Below are 20657 nucleotides of genomic sequence, written 5' to 3' on the forward strand. Positions count from 1 at the left end.
AGAAAAGGGCCTAAGCGTGACTTTGCACGTTGCCGTATAAGGTTTGATATAAGCCTTGCTGTTCAACCAATTCTCCATGAGTACCTGCTTGAGATACTTGACCGTCTTCAAGTACGTAGATCAAATCTGCCTGTTTAACCGCGGACAATCTATGCGCGACAATTAACGTTGTACGACCACGTAGAAACTCGGTAAGCGCTTTATGCAATGCGGCTTCTGTTGCAGTATCGAGTGCCGACGTCGCTTCATCCAAAATGACAAACTTAGGATTACTCAATATCATTCTTGCAATCGCTAGGCGCTGACGTTGTCCACCTGACAGCCGAATACCATTGCGGCCTATTTGCGTATCAAGTCCATCACTGAGTTGACTGATGACATCTTGCATCTGCGCGACTTCAAGCGCACGCCATAAAGATAAGTCATCATATTCTGAGCCTAGTGTCAGATTATGCCTTAAAGTGTCATTAAAGAGTATAGGCTGTTGTAATACAACGGCAATTTGCTCTCTAATTATTTCAAAACTGATATCATTTGTCGTTTGACCATTGTAGCGGATATAGCCGGAGTTAGGCTGATACACACCGATAAGCAACTGGATCAATGTTGACTTGCCCCCGCCGCTGGAACCGACCAGCGCCACTTTTTTACCCGCTGGTATGGTGAGGCTCAATTTAGAGAGGACTTGTACTTCATCATTGTAAGAAAAACTCACCTTGTCGATTTCAACATCGACTTCTCGATCATCAGTAAATGGATTCACCTTACTTTGAGGGCGATGTTCTTCTTCTAAATCTAATAGGGCATTGATCCGTTTCAGTGCGGCTTTGGCACTATACCAAGAAAACTGAATGCCAAGCAGTTCTTGAACAGGAGAGAGCATGAACCAAAGGTAGCCAAATACTGCGAAGATTTGACCTATGGTCAGGTCACTAAACAAGACCATTAACATTGCAACTGCACGGAATAACTCAAATCCTAATAAAAATAGAAGGAAAGAGACTCGACCAGCGGCTTCCGATTGCCATGCATACTTATCTGCATCTTGGCGAATGTGGTCTGCATGGGTTTTTAGTTCGTTAAGAAATTCCCGTTCTCGATTTGCCGCTCTTAGTTGATAGATGCCATCTAAGGTCTCGACTAATCGATTCTGAAAACGTTCAAACGATTGATTTTCGCGCTTTTTAAGATGCTTTACTTTACTGCCTAGCTTACGCGAAAAATAGATTACAACCGGATTAACCAAAAGAATAAACAGACCTAAACGCCAGTCTAGCCAGAGAAGAACCCCTGCGGTCCCTATAACAGTCAACAGGCTGATAAGAAATTTACTGAGAGTCGAACCAATAAACTGATCGATGGTTTCTATGTCAGTAATCAAGTGAGCATTGATACCTCCAGAGCCGCGAGTCTCATACTGCCGAATGCTGATACGGCCCAGTTTATCGATCATTTTGCTACGCATTTGATACGTAATGGTTTTAGATACCAAAGTAAACTGACGGCTCTGTACGATGGAAAGTGCTTGGCTAGCCGTACGCATAAGTACAACTAGCAGCAGGGTCAAAAAGATATAGCCAGTTGCTGTCTGCATCGAATCAGGTAACAGTTGGTTCATCACTTTAAGGCCCGTACCGGGTTGGTTGAGCAACACTTCGTCGACCATAAGTGGCATCAACAATGGAATGGGCACACTGATTAAGGTGGCGATGAAAGCAATGACATTGGCAAATATCAGCTTATTGCGGTGTTGTTTTACTTGTGTTATCAACCAAGAACGGCTAATAGTGTTGGAATTGTTAGTCATTGTAATGAGAATGCTTACTATTTGTAGTTTGCGAAATTGTACGCAGATTCATAGTGGAAGTCTCTAGTTTTCAAATGGATGTATAAATGAAAATAGAACATTATCAACGCTTAACCAAACAAGTCATCGCACTTATCGAATCTGAGACCGATTTGATCGCCAATTTGTCAAACATCAGTGCTTTACTCAACATGGAACTTGAAGAGTTAAACTGGGTTGGTTTTTATTTAATGAAAGATGACCAACTGGTGCTTGGTCCGTTTCAAGGCAAGCCTGCATGTGTGCGCATTCCGGTAGGACGTGGAGTCTGTGGAACCGCGGTCGCGACCAATACGGTTCAGCGTGTTCATGATGTGCATGAGTTTGAAGGACATATCGCCTGTGATGCAGCGAGCAACTCAGAGATCGTGATTCCATTTTCGATTGATGGTGAAATGTTTGGTGTGTTGGATATTGATAGTCCGAAAGTGGGGCGATTCAATGAAATCGATGAGCAGGGGCTAACTTTTTTGATGCAGGAAGTAGAAAAGCTGCTTAATTCACACGCTATCAAGGCATAAATTATCTATTGAGTGTGGTTTTTCGCTTGCAGGTCACTATAATACCTCAAATATTTAATCTTAATGCTCGCGGATGAACCGCAATAACCAGGAACCCACATGGAAAACACTGAAAAGTTAAAAAACAGCAAAGAAGTTATCGCATATATTGCTGAATGTTTCCCTAAGTGCTTTACTTTAGAAGGTGAAGCTAAACCACTTAAAATTGGTATCTTTCAAGATCTTGCGGATCGTCTAAGTGATGATCCTAAAGTAAGCAAAACTCAACTTCGTGCAGCGTTAAGACAATACACTTCATCATGGCGTTACCTTCACGGTGTTAAGCCTGGTGCAGTACGTGTAGATTTAGATGGCAACCCAGCAGGCGAGCTTGACGAAGAGCACGTAGAACACGCAAAAACAGCACTAGCTGAAAGCAAAGCTAAAGTGCAAGCTCGTCGTAAAGAGCAAGCGACTAAAACTCGCGAAGAAAGTAAAGAGAAAGCTAAGCCTGCGGCGAAGAAGCCTCAAGGCCGTCGCCCGCAACAAAATAAAGTACAAAAAGCCGCTAAGCCTGTAGAAACGCGTGCTCTGAATGCTGACGAAGTGAAAGTTGGCAATCAAGTAAACGTCAATATGGGTAAAGGAAACATGGCTGCGACTATCGTTGAAATCAATAAGGAAGATGTGCGTGTTCAACTGACTAACGGCCTACAAATGGTTGTAAAAGCGGAGCACTTGCGCGCATAAAGGAGATACTCCTACGCATGAAATGCCGTTCAAAATTGTCGCTGATTGCTGCTAGCTTATTGCTAGCAGCTTCTACTGCTAATGCTTTAGAAGCAAATATCAGTTTAGAGGACCTACCAGTCCTGACTCCAGAAGCTCAGCATGAGACAGCCAGCAAACGTGTCACATCTCGCTTTACACGTTCTCATTACAAACACTTCTCGCTAAACGATCAATTTTCTCAAGCTATTTTCGAACGTTATATCGAAATGCTTGATTACAATCGTAATATCTTTACGCAAGCGGATATCGACTCTTTCAAAAAATGGACATCAGGAATCGATGACCAATTGAAAGCGGGAGATAACCAGATTGCATTTGATGTCTACAATCTGTCAATCAAGCGTCGTTATGAACGTTTTAAGTATGCTTTGTCTATCCTCGATCAGGAGATGAGTTTCGATAATGATGAAACCATTGAGCTTGATCGCAGTGAAGCCGCATGGCCAGCCGATACCGCAGAGCTTGATGAACTTTGGCGTAAGCGAGTCAAGTATGATGCGTTGAACTTAAAGTTAACGGGCAAAGATTGGGATGAGATTAAAGACACGTTAGGCAAGCGTTATAACAACGCGCTCAAGCGTTTAGGTCAAACTCATAACGAAGATGCGTTCCAGCTCTACATGAACGCATTTGCTCGTCAGATTGATCCTCATACTAGCTATCTTTCACCTCGCAGTGCAGACCAATTTCAAACTGATATGAATTTGTCGCTTGAAGGTATTGGTGCGGTACTGCAAATGGAAGACGATTACACTGTTATCCGTTCGTTGGTGGCTGGTGGCCCAGCGTCGAATAGTAAGCTTCTAGCGGAAGGTGATCGAATCATTGGTGTTGGTCAAGATGGTGAAGATATCGTTGATGTTATCGGTTGGCGTCTTGATGATGTTGTTCAGCTAATCAAAGGACCGAAAGGCACCAAGGTTAATCTGCAAATCTTGCCTGAAGGCAAGGAAGCGAAAGCGGATGTTGTTACCATCGTTCGAGACAAAATCCGTCTAGAAGACCGAGCGGTAAAATCTGAAGTGATTGAGAAGGATGGCAAAAAAATTGGTGTCCTAGAAGTACCTAGTTTTTATGTCGGACTTGCAAAAGACACCGATAAACTTATCGAAGAGCTCAAGGGCAAGGGTGTTGATGGCATCATTGTTGATCTTCGTAACAACGGTGGCGGTGCACTCACTGAAGCAACAGCACTTTCCGGTTTGTTTATCACTAGCGGCCCTGTTGTCCAAGTGAGAGACAGTTATGGTCGAGTCAACGTCAATAGTGATACCGACGGTAAGATCAGTTATGACGGTCCATTAACGGTATTGATTAATCGCTATAGTGCTTCCGCTTCAGAGATTTTTGCTGCGGCAATGCAAGACTATGGGCGTGCCATTATTTTGGGTGAAAACTCTTTCGGTAAGGGAACGGTTCAGCAACATCGTTCGCTAAACCATATCTACGATCTTTTCGACAAAGAGTTGGGTTACGTTCAGTATACCATCCAAAAGTTCTATCGTATTGATGGTGGTAGTACACAAAACAAGGGTGTCGCCCCAGATATTGCGTTCCCTACAGCGATAGATCCAAGCGAAACGGGTGAGTCGGTAGAAGACAATGCACTGCCTTGGGATCGTATTGACAAAGCTAAATACGAAATGTTACAGCGTAATGAGGCATTGATTGGTAAGCTTGCCGCTAACCACCAAACTCGTATTGCTAAGGACCTAGAGTTTCGTTTTGTGGCCGAAGATATTGAAAAATACAAGGCAGAGAAAGACGATAACTCTTTGTCGCTCAACGAGAAAACACGTAAAGCGGAAACCGATGCAGCAGACGCGCGCCGTTTAACTCGAATTAATGAGAGACAAAAAGCAGCAGGTCAAGAGCCGTATAAGACACTGGATGATATCCCTAAAGATTATGAATCGCCGGATGCCTACCTTAGCGAATCGGTAGCGATAATGGTTGATATGATTAAATCTTAATTGAAATCAATCGATTAAAAAGCGAGTCATTTGGGCTCGCTTTTTTTATACAATAAAATATTGTGATAAAGATCAATTTTTTTAGCTAAATATACCTGACGTGCCTAAGCTTAAAGAAAAGAGTGAGGAGCACGTGATGAGATTGTTAGCTCTAATATCATTAATTTTTAGCCTTTCGGTGCTCGCTGATGGAGTGAAAGACAACAGCGATTTAACTCAGTTCGACCAACCGTTTCTGCTAGGAGACTGGTACCTCGTTAATCCTAATCCTGAACAGTCACAGGAAAACTTTTTAGCGATCAAGCTTTCGCTGGATTCAAACTATAGTTTTAAGATTGATATTCAGAAAAGGGACTATTCAGTCGACCACTGGGAAGGGTTGTACACAGCCAATGAAGATACTTTGGTTCTTGGATTGAATACTTCAGAGCCTCAAATGTATGAGTATTCAGCCAATCACAATTTACTCAGTTTAAATGGCGTTACTTTCACTAAAGCGTTGTCCAACGCATTGGCTGGTATGTGGTCGAGTGCACATTTGGGTGGCGATGATATTCTTGCCAGCGACGTACAAAAGTTGGATCTGATTTTACAGCCAGATTTTGTCTTTATGTTCCGGGTGAGTAATGATGATGGCGATGAGGCGATACACAAAGGTGTTTACTATACAGAGGGCGAGCACTTGGTACTTCTCTATGAAAATGGTGAACATGAAACACGATACACGCTGAACCGAGATACGCTGACTTTGGAAATGGAAGAAGGCGCGCTGTATGCCGTATTAAATCGAATCCGTTGATAAAGCGTGGTAGAGAAATGTGCCCCTTGCTGACTAAATAGACAAACAGTTTGAGTTTTATGTCAACAATAGAGAAAAAACGAGGTATTTCGACATCGAACCTCGTTTTTTTATATCCAGAGTTGTAAGCTAATACGCAAATTGTAACGGGAAAATTCCCGAACTTTATTATTACTGCGCTAGACTTTTACAGCGCAATGTTCAGATGCATTCAGTCAGAAGGATTTCGACATGGCTCAGACTCCTCAAGCCAAGTACCGCAAAGATTATCAATCACCATCACACACCATCACTGATATTGATTTGACCTTTGATCTCTACGATAACGAGACGACAGTAACCGCGGTTTCTCAAGTTAAGCAACTTAAAGATGCAACAACACTTCGCCTAGACGGAGAAGAACTCAAGTTACAAAGTATCGCCGTCAATGGCGAAGCTTGGTCAGACTACAGCGAAATTGAAGGTGGATTAGAAATTCATCAGCTTCCATCTGAGTTCACTCTGACGATTGTGACCTTAATTGATCCTGAAGCTAATACCGCTCTAGAAGGTCTGTATAAATCGGGTGGGGCTTTCTGTACTCAGTGTGAGGCGGAAGGTTTCCGTCGAATCACTTACTACATGGATCGTCCAGATGTTCTAGCGAAATACACCACGAAAGTGATTGCAGATAAAGCGCACAACCCATTCTTACTCAGCAATGGTAACCGTATTGCGCAAGGTGAGTTAGAAGGCGGACGCCATTGGGTGCAGTGGCAAGATCCTCATCCAAAACCAGCTTACTTGTTCGCTTTGGTCGCTGGTGATTTCGATGTACTACGTGACAAATACGTAACTCAATCTGGTCGTAATGTTGAACTCGAAATTTTTGTTGATAAGGGCAACCTAGATCGTGCACCGCATGCGATGACGTCATTGATCAACTCGATGAAGTGGGACGAAGAGCGTTTCGGCCTTGAATATGACTTGGATATCTACATGATTGTAGCGGTCGATTTCTTTAACATGGGAGCGATGGAGAACAAGGGTTTAAATATCTTCAACTCTAAGTTCGTATTAGCGAATGAGAAAACAGCGACTGACACTGATTATTTAGGCATTGAAGCGGTCATTGGTCATGAATATTTCCATAACTGGACTGGGAACCGTGTAACTTGTCGCGACTGGTTCCAACTGAGCCTTAAAGAAGGTTTGACTGTATTCCGTGATCAAGAATTTTCTTCAGATCTTGGCTCTCGTGCTGTGAATCGTATCAACAATGTAAGAATCATTCGTGGTCCTCAGTTTGCTGAGGATGCCAGCCCGATGTCTCATCCGATCCGCCCAGATCAAGTGATTGAAATGAACAACTTCTACACTTTGACGGTTTACGAAAAAGGCAGTGAAGTGATTCGTATGATGCATACCTTGCTTGGTGAAGAGGGTTTCCAAAAGGGCATGAAGCTGTACTTTGAACGCCACGACGGTACGGCCGCGACTTGTGAAGATTTTGTCTCAGCGATGGAAGATGCAAGCGGTGTTGACCTTAAGCAATTCCGTTTATGGTATAGCCAGTCTGGAACACCAACATTACGCGTAGCGAGCGAGTACGATGCACAAGCAAAAACCTACACATTGACGGTTGAGCAATCGACGGAGCCAACTCAGGATCAAGCAGAAAAGCAGGCCCTGCATATTCCTTTTGATGTCGAGCTCTATGCGGTAAATGGAGAGGTGATTGAGTTACGCCGTAACGGTACTGTTGTTGGTAATGTTCTTGATGTGACTGAAGCGAAGCAGACATTTGTGTTTGAAGACGTTGCTGAAAACCCCGTTCCTTCATTGCTACGCGAATTCTCTGCGCCAGTAAAACTGGAATATGATTACAGTGATGAAGAGCTGATTTTCTTGATGGTTCATGCGCGCAACGAGTTTGCTCGTTGGGATGCAGGACAAATGCTTCTTGCCAAGTACATTCGTACGAATGTCGAAAATGTTCAAGCTGGTGGCGAGGTTAAGCTTGCTGAGGCGGTCATTGACGCTTTCCGCGGTGTACTTCTGTCTAGTGACCTTGAACCTGCATTCATTGCAGAGATGCTATCACTACCAAGTTTCAATGAAGTGTTAGGTTGGTACAAGCAGGTGGATGTCGATGCGATTGCTAAGGTGCTGAAAACATTGAAAGTAATTCTCGCCACTGAATTGAATGATGAGCTGAGTGCGATTTATCATAGCTCTAAGCAAGCCGAGTACTCTATCGAACATACGGCAATCGGCCAACGCTCTCTTCGAAACACTGCTTTAGGCTTTTTGGCTTACACCGAGCAGGGTAACGAACTTGCCAAGACGCAATACGCTGAGGCTAATAACATGACTGACACCATTGCAGCAATGAGTGCCGCGAATAGTGCACAGTTAGAATGTCGTGAAGCATTAATGCAAGACTACAGCGATAAGTGGAAACATGATGGTCTCGTGATGGATAAGTGGTTTACTTTACAAGGTACCAATCCAGCGCAAGATGCACTTGAGGTGATCAAGAAGACGATGGAACACGAAGCGTTTAGTCTTAAAAACCCTAACCGTATTCGTAGCCTAATTGGTTCTTTCCTCAGCATGAACCCAGTACGCTTCCATGCAAAATCTGGTGAAGGTTATCAGTTTGCGGGGGAGATCTTACGCGAGCTAAATAGTAGTAACCCGCAGGTAGCTTCGCGTCTGATCGATCCGCTGTTGAAGTTCCGCAAGTACGATACTGCTCGCCAAGAGCTTATCAAAATGGAACTAGAGGCATTAAAATCAATGGATAATCTGGCTAAAGACCTGTTTGAAAAAGTGACCAAAGCGTTGGAATCTTAATCAATATGGCGAAAACAGTAGCACTTTTTAGTGCTACTGTTTATATATACAGTTATCTATCACTGTCAGATAAAACGTGACTTTTTTTACCGATTTCATGAAGCATTACTATTTTACTCTCAACATCAGTTATCAAACTTTTCTCGCACACTACAGTGGGGCAGCAAGCAATGTTTTAGTGGTGACTGACAATGGCTTACGCCTACAATTGCCTGCATCGCGTTTCAGGCCTTTTCTTAGTCAAATTGGCCTAAAAGGACGTTTTAGATTAACAACTGACCAAAATAATAAGTTTTTAGAGTTAGAACTTCTGTGAGCAACTGATTTTATAGAAGTTTAAATAGAACATCAGTCACATTATCAAACATTTCACCTCCTACCACTCCCAAAAGAATTAACTATTTATCAATAAAGCTTTTACAATAAAGCGGCATTACCCGTGTTAAGCACTATGCTTACAACATCCCCAAAATACATACAATTCTAATTGTGGAGTGTGATTATGACCGCGCGTGAAACATTGATGCCGGTTCTGCTTGAAAAAGTTTACAAACTTATTCAAGACAAACTCGAGCTTGCTCATCAACCCCTAGTCACCCAACTTGCTCAACATTTATTTAGCAACATTTCTCAGGACGATTTGGTCGAACGTAACGAATCTGACTTGTATGGCGCAGTAGTTTCACTTTGGCACCATATCAATGAGAAAAAAGCTGACGAGATTTCTGTTCGAGTTTTTAATCCAACCGTAAGTCGCCAAGGCTGGCAATCAACGCATACAATCGTTGAGATTGTGGTACCTGATAGTCCATTTTTGGTCGACTCAGTAAAAATGGCACTAAGCCGCTTGGATCTTTCATCACACTTAATGCTTCATGGTCCGACTCAAATCGCTCGTTCTAAGACAGGGGCGATTACCGGTATTAACCAAGGTGAGGGCGTACTTCAATCTCTCTTCCATATTGAAGTTGACCGTCTGAGTGACAAAGAAGCGATGGCGGCACTTAAAGAAGAGCTGTTGAGCATTCTTAACGACACCGGCTTGGTTGTTCAAGACTGGTTACTGATGGTCGAAAAATTAGAAGAAGTGACCACAAAAGTTGAGGCGCAGCAGGGTAAGATTGAGATTCAGCGTGATCGTTATGATGAATCTATCCAGTTCCTACGCTGGTTAGGCAGTCATAACTTTACCTTCATGGGTTACAAAGAATACGATCTTGTTACTGTCGATGGTGATACAGAGCTTAGACCTACTGCGGATAAAGGACTTGGTTTGTTTGCAAGCCGTGACCGTGTTCGTACTGTCAAACTTTCGGACTTCCCTGATTCTGCACGACTAGAAGCGAAGAAACCTTTCCTATTGATCGTCACTAAAGGTAACCAACCTTCACGCATCCATCGCCCTGCCTATACTGACTACATTGGCATCAAGAAGTTTGATGAAAACGGCAAGGTGATTGGTGAGCATCGCTTCACAGGTTTATACACATCAGCGGTGTACAACCAAAGTGTTGCGAGTATCCCTCTGATCCGTGAAAAGGTAGGCCGTATTCTTGAAGCGAGTGGCTATCGCGAAGGATCATACTCTTACAAAGCACTTCACAATATTCTAGAAAATTACCCAAGAGATGAGTTACTTCAAGCAAAAGAAGAAGAGTTGCTAGAAGTCGGTATGGGTGTTGTTCAGATGCAAGATCGCGATCTGCTGCGTCTGTTCGTTCGCAAAGACCCGTTTGGTCGTTTCTTCAGTTGTATGGTGTATGTGACAAAAGATCGTTACAACACAGAACTTCGCCGTCAAACACAGCGCATATTGAAACAGTATTTTGGCTGTGAACAAGAAGTCGAATTTACTACCTACTTCTCAGAGAGCCCTCTCGCTCGTACACATTACATTGTTCGTGTTGATAACAACAACATGGGCGTAGACGTCAAAACGATTGAGCAAAATTTAATGGAAGCATCTTCAACTTGGGATGATCGTTTATCAGAAGCGATCGTAGCGAACTTTGGTGAGAGTAAAGGCCTGCCTTTAGCGAAAGAATACCTTCGTGCTTTCCCTCGTTCGTACAAAGAAGATGTTATGCCTGGCTCGGCAGTTGCGGATATTGAACGTCTAGAAAAACTCAGTGATGATAACAAACTTGGAATGCTTTTTTATCGTCCACAAGAGTTGGCGGCGGATTCGAAGTCTGTCCGTCTAAAGCTATACCACCGTGATGAGCCAATCCACCTTTCTGATGTGATGCCAATGCTAGAAAACCTTGGTTTACGAGTGATTGGTGAGTCGCCTTATGAAGTTCGCAAAACGAACGGTCAAGTATTCTGGATCCTCGACTTCTCAATGCTTCATAAGAGCGAAAAGAGTGTCGATCTTCGTGAAGCTCGAGATCGCTTCCAACAAGCTTTTGCTGCTATCTGGGCAGGCGAACTAGAGAGTGATGGCTTTAACCGCTTAGTTCTTGGCGCTTCATTGACAGGTCGCGAAATTTCGATCTTGCGTGCTTATGCTCGCTACATGCGTCAAGTGGGCTTCCCATTTAGTCAACAATACATCGAGGATACTCTTAGCCATTATCCTGATTTGGCGAAAGGTCTAGTTGATCTATTTACTAAACGTTTTGAACCAAAATTCAAAGGTAGCCAGAAAGGGCAAAGTGAACTGATTGCTCATATTACAGAGCAACTTGATCATGTCGAGAGCTTGGACGACGATCGGATCATCCGTCGATACATGGAAATGATCACGGCAACACTACGCACTAACTACTATCAAGTCGACGATAACAAGCAGTTTAAGCCTTGGCTATCGTTGAAGATGAAACCAACCGAGATTCCAGAGATTCCTCAACCGGTACCTGCGTTTGAAATCTTTGTTTATGCACCTGATATCGAGGGTGTTCACTTGCGTGGCGGTAAAGTGGCACGTGGTGGGTTACGTTGGTCTGATCGTCAAGAAGATTTCCGTACTGAAATCTTGGGATTGGTTAAAGCTCAGCAAGTTAAGAACACGGTCATTGTTCCTGTCGGCGCTAAAGGTGGTTTCGTTTGTAAACGTCAGCACACGCTTAACGGACGTGATGAGATTTTTGCTGAAGGTCAACGTTGTTACAAACGTTTCATCCGTGCATTACTAGACGTTTCCGACAACATCATTGAAGGTGAAGTTGTTCATCCTAAGAATGTTGTTCGTCATGATGAGGACGATCCATACTTGGTTGTTGCCGCTGATAAAGGTACAGCGACGTTCTCAGATTTGGCTAACTCTGTGTCAGAAGAGTACAACTTCTGGCTTGGTGATGCATTTGCTTCCGGTGGTTCAAATGGCTACGACCACAAAGCCATGGGTATTACTGCTAAAGGCGGTTGGGAATCGGTCAAACGTCATTTCCGTGAAATGGGCATAAACTGTCAGACCACTGACTTTACCGCTATTGGTGTTGGTGATATGGCAGGGGATGTGTTTGGTAACGGTATGTTGCTATCTAAACATATCCGTCTCCAAGCGGCATTTAACCACATGCACATCTTTATTGATCCTAATCCAGACTCAGCAACAAGCTGGGAAGAGCGTAATCGTCTGTTTAATCTACCTCGCTCTAGCTGGGAAGATTACAACGCGGATCTTATTTCTAAGGGTGGTGGTATTTTCTTGCGTAGCGCAAAATCAATTGCACTGACGCCTGAAATCCAGAAAATGCTGCGTACTAAGAAAACGTCAGTCGCACCAAGTGAATTGATCAAAATGATTCTATCTATGGAAGTTGATCTTCTATGGAATGGTGGTATCGGTACTTACGTTAAAGCATCGACCGAAACGCATACGGATGTTGGCGACCGTGCTAACGATGTATTGCGTATCGATGGTCGCGATCTGAAAGCTAAGATTGTGGGTGAAGGTGGTAACTTGGGTATGACTCAGTTGGGACGTATTGAATACGCTCTAACTGGTGGTCGTGTCAATACGGACTTCGTCGACAATGTTGGCGGTGTAGACTGTTCGGATAACGAAGTTAACATCAAGATCTTCCTAAATGGTTTGGTTGCCAATGGTGATCTTACTGTTAAACAGCGCAACGAGATCCTTGAGTCGATGGAAGATGAAGTGGGTCAGATTGTTCTGGAAGATGCTTACTGTCAGTCAGAATCGATTTCGGTGACTGAACAGCAAGGCACTTCTTTAGTCAAAGAGCAAATTCGCTTTATTCATACAATGGAAAAAGCAGGGTACCTTGACCGTGCACTTGAGTACATCCCTGATGATGAGACGCTAATCGAACGCGAAAAACAAGGCATGGCTCTAACTCGTCCAGAGCTAGCTGTGTTAGTTGCGTACGGTAAAATGGTGCTTAAAGAAGAACTGGTACACGAAGACATCGCCAATGATGAATTCCATGCGCAGCAGTTAACTCATTACTTCCCAACTGAGTTACGCCGTAACTATTCAGCGCAAATGGTTAACCATCCGCTACGCTCTGAAATTATTGCTACTGCGTTAGCAAATCAGATGGTGAATGAGATGGGGTGCAACTTTGTCACTCGTCTTCAAGAAGAAACCGGCGCACATGTCGTTGATATTGCTAACGCTTATGTTGCATCACGTGAAATCTTCGGTCTTGGCCAAGTTCTCGAACATATCCGTAAGCTAGACAACGACGCATTAACGGTTGCTCAGTATGACATGATGTTCTACGTACGCCGTACTCTACGTCGTCTATCTCGCTGGATCTTGCGTAACCGCAGTGGACGTCAGAGCGTTAAATCTTTGATAGAGCTTTACCAAGCTGATGTAGAAACCATCAAGCAACACTTGGATGATATGCTTGTTCCTTCCGAAGTGAAAGAGCACAACCAAATGGCTCAAGACTGGATCGAGCAGGGCATTGAAGCAGAACTTGCGAATTATGTTGCTCGTCTCTCTAGTTTGTACTCAGTACTGGATATTTCTACAGTAGCGCGTGAAAAAGGCAAAACTGTCGAACAAAGTGCAAAACTTTACTACAACCTAGGCGATCGTTTGTCACTGCACTGGTTCTTGAAACAGATTAATGGCCAAGCAGTAGACAACCACTGGCAAGCACTGGCACGTGCCGCTTTCCGTGAAGATCTAGATTGGCAACAACGTCAGCTAACAGGTCAAGTTCTCAGCTGTGCTTGTGCACCGGAAGATTTCGATGTGATGAAAGCGCTTGATGAGTGGATCGTGACAAATGAAGTATCGCTACATCGTTGGGAAAATATCCTCAATGAATTTAAAGTAGGTTCAGTGCATGAATTTGCAAAATTCTCGGTAGCGCTACGTGAACTGATGTTGCTTAACTTGAATTGTTCAGCAAATGAGTAAACGATTGCTATAATTCGTTGAATTAATCGGTAAAACATTTAATAATACAGCCCCGTTTACACGGGGCTTTTTTCTTTCGGAGGCACAATGCTTTACCGTCTAGCCAGAACTGGCTTTTTCCAACTTGATGCCGAAAAGGCACATGATCTTGCAATTCAAAACTTCAAACGTTTTACTGGCACACCATTCGATCTTCTTTATCGCCAGCAGTTACCACACCGTCCCGTCGAATGCATGGGTTTAACATTTCGTAATCCAGTCGGCTTGGCAGCAGGTTTAGATAAAAACGGCGAATGCATTGAAGCATTTGATGCGATGGGATTTGGCTTTGTTGAAGTAGGGACCGTCACACCGCGACCTCAGTCTGGAAATGACAAGCCACGTTTGTTCCGTCTGGTTGAAGCGGAAGGCATTATCAACCGTATGGGGTTCAACAACCTAGGCGTTGACAACTTAGTTGAGAACGTGAAGAAAGCTAAGTTCGACTGTGTGCTTGGCATCAATATCGGCAAAAACAAAGATACTCCGATTGAAAAAGGTGCTGAAGACTACCTAATTTGTATGGAAAAAGTCTATGAGTATGCCGGCTATATCGCGGTAAACATTTCATCACCAAACACGCCGGGATTACGCTCGTTGCAATATGGTGAAGCTCTGGATGAATTATTATCAGAGCTAAAAGTTAAACAGGCAGAGTTAGCCGAAAAACACGGCAAATATGTCCCGCTGGCACTGAAGATCGCACCGGATCTTAGCGATGACGAGATCAAACAGATCTGTCAATCACTGCTCAATAACAAGATTGACGCAGTCATTGCTACCAACACTACATTAGATCGCTCTATTGTAGAGGGTATGAAGCATGCTAATGAAGCAGGGGGGCTAAGTGGTCGTCCTGTGCAACTGCGCAGTACTGAAGTGGTTCGCCGCTTACATGAAGAATTACAAGATCAGATCCCAGTAATTGGTGTTGGTGGTATTGATTCGTATGTTGCAGCGAAAGAAAAAATGATGGCTGGCGCTCAGCTGGTTCAGGTTTACTCTGGTTTCATTTATCACGGCCCAAGCCTAGTACGCGATATTGTAAAAAATCTCTAAAGTTTAAAGGCTTAGTGACATTGTCACTAAATCAATACGCCGAACAAACAGCATTAATTGAGAGGGAATGAGTTTTCATTTCCTCTTTTTTTTCATCTCTGAACTAATAAAATCCAGATATTACTTGGAAAGGTAATTAAGCGTTTTACCTAATTTCACACAACAATACAGAGATGGAACGATGCTTAAACCCAATGACAAATGGACTTGGTACTATGATGACGCAGAACAGCATCTGATGTTGGATCTGGGTGATGATATGGTATTCAAGACCAACCTTCCACGTAAGCTGATTGTCGATTGCGCAATTGGCGTCAATGAATTCTCAGTTGATGATGCATCTGCATTTCAAACTTACAAAGAACAAATCACGCTATTAGGTTTAAGTGAACCTAGACAAGCAGAGTTGGCTTTGTACTGTGTCGCAGCAAAGCGCTTCCATAAACCTGTACAACCTAAGAGCTGGTTTTTCGATAATCTGTCCGACGGACAGATGACCCCAGAAGAGGGTGACTTAATTCGTCTAAGCAACGCCTACAGCGACGGATATTTTATCGTTCTTGAAGTAGGAGAGTGCGCCAGTTTATGTGCGTACGTATGTTTGGAAGAGTTCGCTTTAAATGGCGCTAAAAGCCTTCAATTTGGACAAGCGATTAAAGTTATGCATGACCGTCTCGTGGTCTGCAACCATCATTTCCATGCTCAGCCAATCGCTTTGGTTAGCTGACATAAATTAGTTATCGTTCCTTTGTTTCATTTCCCGCCAGCTCAACGCTGGCATTTTTTTGCCTAAAATTTGGCTGGGTTGATACGACCTAGCAGTCAATTAAATGTGATTCTTGTACAAATTTTAACCGAACGAAGCGATTGATTTTTACTCACTAGAACACCTCTAGCGCATACAAGTGCACGTAAATTCCTCATTTAGCTGAAAACTGTAACTTAATTTCATTAAAAAGCAGACTTGGTATAGACCAATTTCAATGGGAATAAGTATTCACTTCGGTCGGAGGGCTTGATTTTTCGTTGGGTGAGTTTTCGAAAAGTTTGCCTAGTGAAATTTGGCTACAAACGATGAAGAGGCGAGTAAATGAACGTTTAAAGAGATAATTGATGGGAAATTCTGGAATGAACTAACGATAAAGTGATGATGTCAGGTATAATGCGGGGTCATTTTCTACAGAATAAAAACATCACTATGCATCAATATCTTGCGGTTACGTCCAATGGTTTAGAAAACCTATTGGTTGATGAGCTAACTAAGCTGGGGATCAACGACGCTAAGCCAGTACAAGCTGGTGTTCGCTTCAAGGCGAGCAACGAGCAGATTTACCGTTGCTGCCTATGGAGTCGTTTGGCATCCCGTTTTGTGCGTGTACTCTCAGAGTTCACCTGTAACGATGATATGGATCTCTATCTTGCCTCTTCTTCAGTGAACTGGGTTAATCAATTCCACAGTTCTAAGACGTTCGTCGTTGATTTCAATGGTACTAACCGCGAAATCCGCAATAGCCAGTACGGTGCAATGAAGGTCAAAGATGCCATAGTGGATTGTTATGAGAAGAAGAATTTACCTCGTCCTTCGATCAGTAAAGATCAACCCGATCTTCGTGTCCATGTGCGCCTGCACAAGGACAAAGCCATCCTTGGCCTAGATATGGTAGGTGGTGGTTTGCACCAACGTGGCTATCGTACAGAATCGGGTCGCGCGCCTCTACGCGAAACGTTAGCCGCTGCAATCATCCTCAGAAGTGGTTGGAGTGCGGATAAACCATTACTAGACCCAATGTGTGGTTCAGGTACATTACTTATCGAGGCAGCGATGATGGCTGCTAACATGGCTCCAGGTGTGAACCGTGCTAAGTGGGGCTTTGAGTCTTTAGAAGATTTTGAACCAGAGCTTTGGGCAGAGATTAAATCTGAAGCTTCAGTGCAGGCTCGTCGTGGTGTCAAAAAAATTGACACTAAGTTTTTCGGCTTTGATAACGATGCTCGTGTACTAAAAACAGCTCAAGATAACGCACGTCGAGCTGGCGTTGATTCATTGATTGAGTTCAAACAGGGTGACGCCGCAGAGATTATGCGACCAGAAGGATTCGAAGCAGGGGTTATTGTTTGTAACCCACCATACGGTGAACGTTTAGGCACTCATCCTGGTTTAATCGCTCTATACACCGCATTTGGCGCACAGCTAAAATCGCAATTTGGTGGATGTCAGGCATCAATTTTCTCTAGTTCAGATGAATTGCTGAGCTGTTTGCGTATGAGAGCAGACAAGCAGTTCAAATTGAATAATGGTGCGTTACCGTGTCACCAGAAGAACTATTCTATTAGTGAGCGAGCTGCTCAAGACTCAAGTGACAATGTCACAGAATCATTGGTTGCACCGGATTTTTCAAACAGACTGAAAAAGAACATCGCTAAGATTGGTAAGTGGGCGCGTAAAGAGAAACTAGATTGCTACCGTGTTTACGACGCGGATTTGCCTGACTATAACGTTGCAATTGACGTTTACCTAGACCAGTTGGTTATTCAAGAGTACGCCGCACCTAAGGACATTCCCGAAGAGAAGGCCAAGCGCCGTTTGACGGACATTATCCGTGCCACGATTCAAGTGACGGGTACACCGGCGAATAAGGTGGTACTTAAAGTACGAGAAAAACAGAAAGGTCGTGCTCAATACCAGAAGCTGTCTCAACAGTCAGAGACACTTGTGGTCAATGAGTATGGTGTAAAGCTTTCCGTTAATCTCCACGATTACTTGGATACGGGTTTATTCCTCGATCATAAGATTACCCGACGTAAACTGGGTGAAATGGCTCAGGGTAAGGATTTCCTTAATCTTTTTGCTTACACAGGCTCTGGCACCGTTCATGCGGCGTGTGGTGGCGCAAAATCCACAACGACGGTTGATATGTCGAATACCTATCTTGAGTGGGCGAAAGAGAACATGAAGCTCAACGGGCAGGTTGGTCGTCAACACCGATTTGAGCAAGCAGACTGCTTACAGTGGTTAGAGAAATCGACTGCTCAGTTTGATCTTATCTTTATCGATCCACCGACGTTTTCTAACTCTAAACGTATGGAACAGAGTTTTGATGTCCAGCGCGATCACATTCAGCTAATGAAAAACTTAAAACGTCTGCTTCGCTCTGGCGGTACGATAGTGTTCTCGAATAACAAACGTCACTTTAAAATGGATTTAGAGTCGCTTGCAGACCTAGGACTCCAAGCGAATAACATTTCTCACCAAACGTTACCTATGGATTTTTCGCGCAACAAGCATATCCACAACTGCTGGGTGATAACACACAAGGAATAACGTTGACGTGATTACGTTATACAGTACAGAAGGGTGCCATCTTTGTGAGATGGCATTTTCCCTAACTCAACAACTCCACATTTCAGATCAAGTCGAGATTATCGATATAGCTTTCGATGATGAGCTGTTTTCTCGTTACGGCGTCACTATTCCGGTGCTCAGTTGCCAAGGTAATGAGTTGAATTGGCCGTTTGATTTGGAACAATTAAAAGTTTGGTTACGCAATAATGGCATTACTTACAATTAATAACGGATTGCTGGCATACGGTGATCATCCTTTACTAGACCATGCTGACTTCGCTCTACAAACCAATGAAAGAGTCTGTTTGGTTGGCCGAAATGGTGCGGGCAAATCTACCTTAATGAAAGTTCTGGCGGGTGAGGTGCTATTAGATGATGGCAAGCTGACAGTTACTCAAGATGTTGTCGTCTCTCGCTTAGAACAAGATCCGCCGCGCAATGAAGAAGGGACAGTCTTCGATTACGTTGCTGGTGGGTTAGCAGAAATCGGTCAACAACTAAAGATCTACCAAGATCAGTTAGATCTGATTGCTCATGATGCCTCTGAAAAAAACATCAACAAATTGGCTAGAATTCAAGAGCAGCTTGAACACTCGGGCGCATGGCGTTTCGAAGATCGCATTAAAAATGTTATGGACGCGCTAAATCTTGATGGTCACACCAAGCTGACGGATTTGTCTGGTGGCTGGCAGCGTAAAGCAGCGCTAGCGCGTGCCTTGGTGCGTGATCCTGATGTTTTGTTGCTTGACGAGCCTACTAACCACCTCGACGTGACGACAATCGAATGGTTGGAGAACTTTTTAAAGGATTTCCGAGGTTCGATTATCTTTATTTCTCACGACCGTGCATTCATCAAGTCTATGGCTACACGCATCGTCGATCTTGATCGCGGTAAGTTAGCGTCTTTTCCTGGTGATTATGATAATTACCTCGTTGAAAAAGAAGAGATGCTGCGCGTCGAAGAGATGCAAAACGCCGAGTTTGATAAAAAGCTTGCTCAAGAAGAGGTCTGGATTCGTCAAGGCATCAAAGCGCGTCGTACCCGTAACGAGGGTCGCGTCCGCGCACTTAAGAAGCTTCGAGAGGAACGCTACAATCGCCGCGATGTGCAGGGTAAGGCGAACATTCAGATTGATGATGCATCACGCTCAGGCAAAATCGTATTTGAAGCGCAAAATCTTGGTTACAGCATTGAAGGTAAGGCCATTGTTAAAGATTTCTCTTTCAACATCATGCGTGGTGACCGTATCGCTCTAATCGGTCCTAATGGTTGTGGTAAGAGTACCTTGCTTAAATTGCTGTTGGATGAGCTCAAGCCTTCGCAAGGCAAGCTTCATTGTGGTACCAGGCTAGAAGTCGCGTATTTTGACCAATATCGTGAAGTGCTTGATCCAGAGAAATCTGTTATCGATAACCTTGCTGATGGTAAGCAAGAGGTGATGGTTGGTGGTCGACAGCGTCATGCGCTGAGTTACTTGCAGGATTTTCTATTTGCTCCTCATCGCGCGCGAACACCGGTCAAAGCCTTGTCTGGTGGTGAGAAAAACCGTCTTCTTTTGGCGCGTATTTTTCTTAAATCCAATAACTTGTTGGTACTTGATGAACCAACTAACGATTTAGATATCGAAACATTGGAACTTTTAGAGGATTTACTTGCCAATTATCAGGGTACATTGTTGCTTGTCAGTCACGATCGTCAGTTTGTCGATAACACCGTGACCAACAGTTGGATATTCGAAGGCGATGGTGTTATTGAGGAATTTGTCGGTGGCTACCACGACGCACAGCAACAACGTCTTCAGGTTAAAAAAGCGCGTAATAGCGAAAAAGTTGAGTCGAGCGTTAAACAGGTTGAGGAAACTCCCAAAACCGCTGTAACAAAGAGCAAACCTAAGAAGTTATCTTATAAACTACAGCGCGAGTTAGAAGCATTGCCAGCCAAACTCGAACAATTAGAAGTGGATATTGAAAACTTGCAACAGCAGGTTAACAGTGCTGATTTCTTTTCCAAACCCGTAGAGCAGACGCAACCCGTATTAGATAAGCTAGCTGCGACAGAGCAGGAGCTTGAGATTGCTTTCGAACGCTGGGAAGAGCTCGAAGCGATGCAACAGGAAAGTTAAG

General features: G+C 43.7%; 13 protein-coding genes. 12 read left to right on the forward strand and 1 reads right to left on the reverse strand.

Annotated elements, in window-relative coordinates; translation table 11 throughout:
* Positions 1 to 10: 10 nt before the first annotated feature.
* A complete protein-coding gene (locus tag ACQEXT_RS07945; RefSeq protein ID WP_331416258.1) occupies positions 11 to 1807 on the reverse strand; it encodes an ABC transporter ATP-binding protein in 1797 nt (598 codons plus the stop codon).
* A gap of 86 nt (positions 1808 to 1893) precedes the next feature.
* Between ACQEXT_RS07945 and ACQEXT_RS07950 the strand changes: the two genes are divergently transcribed.
* The 12 genes from ACQEXT_RS07950 to ACQEXT_RS08005 all read left to right on the forward strand — a co-directional run bounded on the left by ACQEXT_RS07950 (position 1894) and on the right by ACQEXT_RS08005 (position 20656).
* Positions 1894 to 2367 (forward strand): GAF domain-containing protein, encoded by a 474-nt coding sequence (locus ACQEXT_RS07950; RefSeq protein WP_138972359.1) that lies wholly within the window; start codon positions 1894 to 1896, stop codon positions 2365 to 2367.
* Positions 2368 to 2466: 99 nt separating this feature from the next.
* On the forward strand, positions 2467 to 3096 hold the full coding sequence (proQ, locus tag ACQEXT_RS07955) for an RNA chaperone ProQ (protein ID WP_138972360.1): 630 nt from the start codon (positions 2467 to 2469) through the stop codon (positions 3094 to 3096).
* 17 nt (positions 3097 to 3113) lie between these two features.
* Positions 3114 to 5111, forward strand: a complete 1998-nt coding sequence (gene prc, locus ACQEXT_RS07960) for a carboxy terminal-processing peptidase (protein ID WP_426951414.1) — start codon at positions 3114 to 3116, stop codon at positions 5109 to 5111.
* 136 nt (positions 5112 to 5247) lie between these two features.
* Positions 5248 to 5910, forward strand: coding sequence for a hypothetical protein (locus tag ACQEXT_RS07965; protein ID WP_426951416.1), 663 nt, complete (start codon positions 5248 to 5250; stop codon positions 5908 to 5910).
* Between the two features lie 231 nt (positions 5911 to 6141).
* Complete coding sequence (gene pepN / locus ACQEXT_RS07970; protein ID WP_426951417.1) at positions 6142 to 8748, forward strand: aminopeptidase N; 2607 nt, start codon at positions 6142 to 6144, stop codon at positions 8746 to 8748.
* A gap of 97 nt (positions 8749 to 8845) precedes the next feature.
* Positions 8846 to 9064 carry a DUF2835 domain-containing protein gene (locus ACQEXT_RS07975; RefSeq protein ID WP_269376760.1) on the forward strand — a complete coding sequence of 73 codons (219 nt, stop codon included), beginning with the start codon at positions 8846 to 8848 and terminating at the stop codon, positions 9062 to 9064.
* Between the two features lie 186 nt (positions 9065 to 9250).
* Positions 9251 to 14092: an NAD-glutamate dehydrogenase gene (locus tag ACQEXT_RS07980; protein WP_426951418.1), complete on the forward strand. Its 4842-nt coding sequence runs from the start codon at positions 9251 to 9253 to the stop codon at positions 14090 to 14092.
* A gap of 87 nt (positions 14093 to 14179) precedes the next feature.
* Positions 14180 to 15190, forward strand: coding sequence for a quinone-dependent dihydroorotate dehydrogenase (gene pyrD, locus ACQEXT_RS07985; protein WP_331416263.1), 1011 nt, complete (start codon positions 14180 to 14182; stop codon positions 15188 to 15190).
* 181 nt (positions 15191 to 15371) lie between these two features.
* The gene (locus tag ACQEXT_RS07990) at positions 15372 to 15917 is read left to right on the forward strand and encodes a cell division protein ZapC (RefSeq protein WP_138972367.1); all 546 of its coding nucleotides are present in this window, start codon (positions 15372 to 15374) and stop codon (positions 15915 to 15917) included.
* A 471-nt stretch (positions 15918 to 16388) separates the two neighbouring features.
* On the forward strand, positions 16389 to 18512 hold the full coding sequence (gene rlmKL / locus ACQEXT_RS07995; protein WP_426951489.1) for a bifunctional 23S rRNA (guanine(2069)-N(7))-methyltransferase RlmK/23S rRNA (guanine(2445)-N(2))-methyltransferase RlmL: 2124 nt from the start codon (positions 16389 to 16391) through the stop codon (positions 18510 to 18512).
* A gap of 7 nt (positions 18513 to 18519) precedes the next feature.
* Positions 18520 to 18759, forward strand: coding sequence for a glutaredoxin family protein (locus ACQEXT_RS08000; RefSeq protein WP_331416265.1), 240 nt, complete (start codon positions 18520 to 18522; stop codon positions 18757 to 18759).
* Complete coding sequence (locus tag ACQEXT_RS08005) at positions 18740 to 20656, forward strand: ABC transporter ATP-binding protein (RefSeq protein WP_426951420.1); 1917 nt, start codon at positions 18740 to 18742, stop codon at positions 20654 to 20656. The genes ACQEXT_RS08000 and ACQEXT_RS08005 overlap by 20 nt, the downstream gene beginning before the upstream one ends.
* The last annotated feature ends 1 nt before the right edge of the window (position 20657 follow it).

The sequence above is a fragment of the Vibrio sp. TRT 29B02 genome, assembly GCF_050113655.1.
GTDB lineage: Bacteria > Pseudomonadota > Gammaproteobacteria > Enterobacterales > Vibrionaceae > Vibrio.

Bases quoted from the DNA above. Each gene is read 5' to 3' on its own strand.
- ACQEXT_RS07945 (WP_331416258.1), bottom strand. From the start codon at position 1,807: ATGACTAACAATTCCAACACTATTAGCCGTTCTTGGTTGATAACACAA.
- ACQEXT_RS07950 (WP_138972359.1), top strand. From the start codon at position 1,894: ATGAAAATAGAACATTATCAACGCTTAACCAAACAAGTCATCGCACTT.
- proQ (WP_138972360.1), top strand. From the start codon at position 2,467: ATGGAAAACACTGAAAAGTTAAAAAACAGCAAAGAAGTTATCGCATAT.
- prc (WP_426951414.1), top strand. From the start codon at position 3,114: ATGAAATGCCGTTCAAAATTGTCGCTGATTGCTGCTAGCTTATTGCTA.
- ACQEXT_RS07965 (WP_426951416.1), top strand. From the start codon at position 5,248: ATGAGATTGTTAGCTCTAATATCATTAATTTTTAGCCTTTCGGTGCTC.
- pepN (WP_426951417.1), top strand. From the start codon at position 6,142: ATGGCTCAGACTCCTCAAGCCAAGTACCGCAAAGATTATCAATCACCA.
- ACQEXT_RS07975 (WP_269376760.1), top strand. From the start codon at position 8,846: ATGAAGCATTACTATTTTACTCTCAACATCAGTTATCAAACTTTTCTC.
- ACQEXT_RS07980 (WP_426951418.1), top strand. From the start codon at position 9,251: ATGACCGCGCGTGAAACATTGATGCCGGTTCTGCTTGAAAAAGTTTAC.
- pyrD (WP_331416263.1), top strand. From the start codon at position 14,180: ATGCTTTACCGTCTAGCCAGAACTGGCTTTTTCCAACTTGATGCCGAA.
- ACQEXT_RS07990 (WP_138972367.1), top strand. From the start codon at position 15,372: ATGCTTAAACCCAATGACAAATGGACTTGGTACTATGATGACGCAGAA.
- rlmKL (WP_426951489.1), top strand. From the start codon at position 16,389: ATGCATCAATATCTTGCGGTTACGTCCAATGGTTTAGAAAACCTATTG.
- ACQEXT_RS08005 (WP_426951420.1), top strand. From the start codon at position 18,740: ATGGCATTACTTACAATTAATAACGGATTGCTGGCATACGGTGATCAT.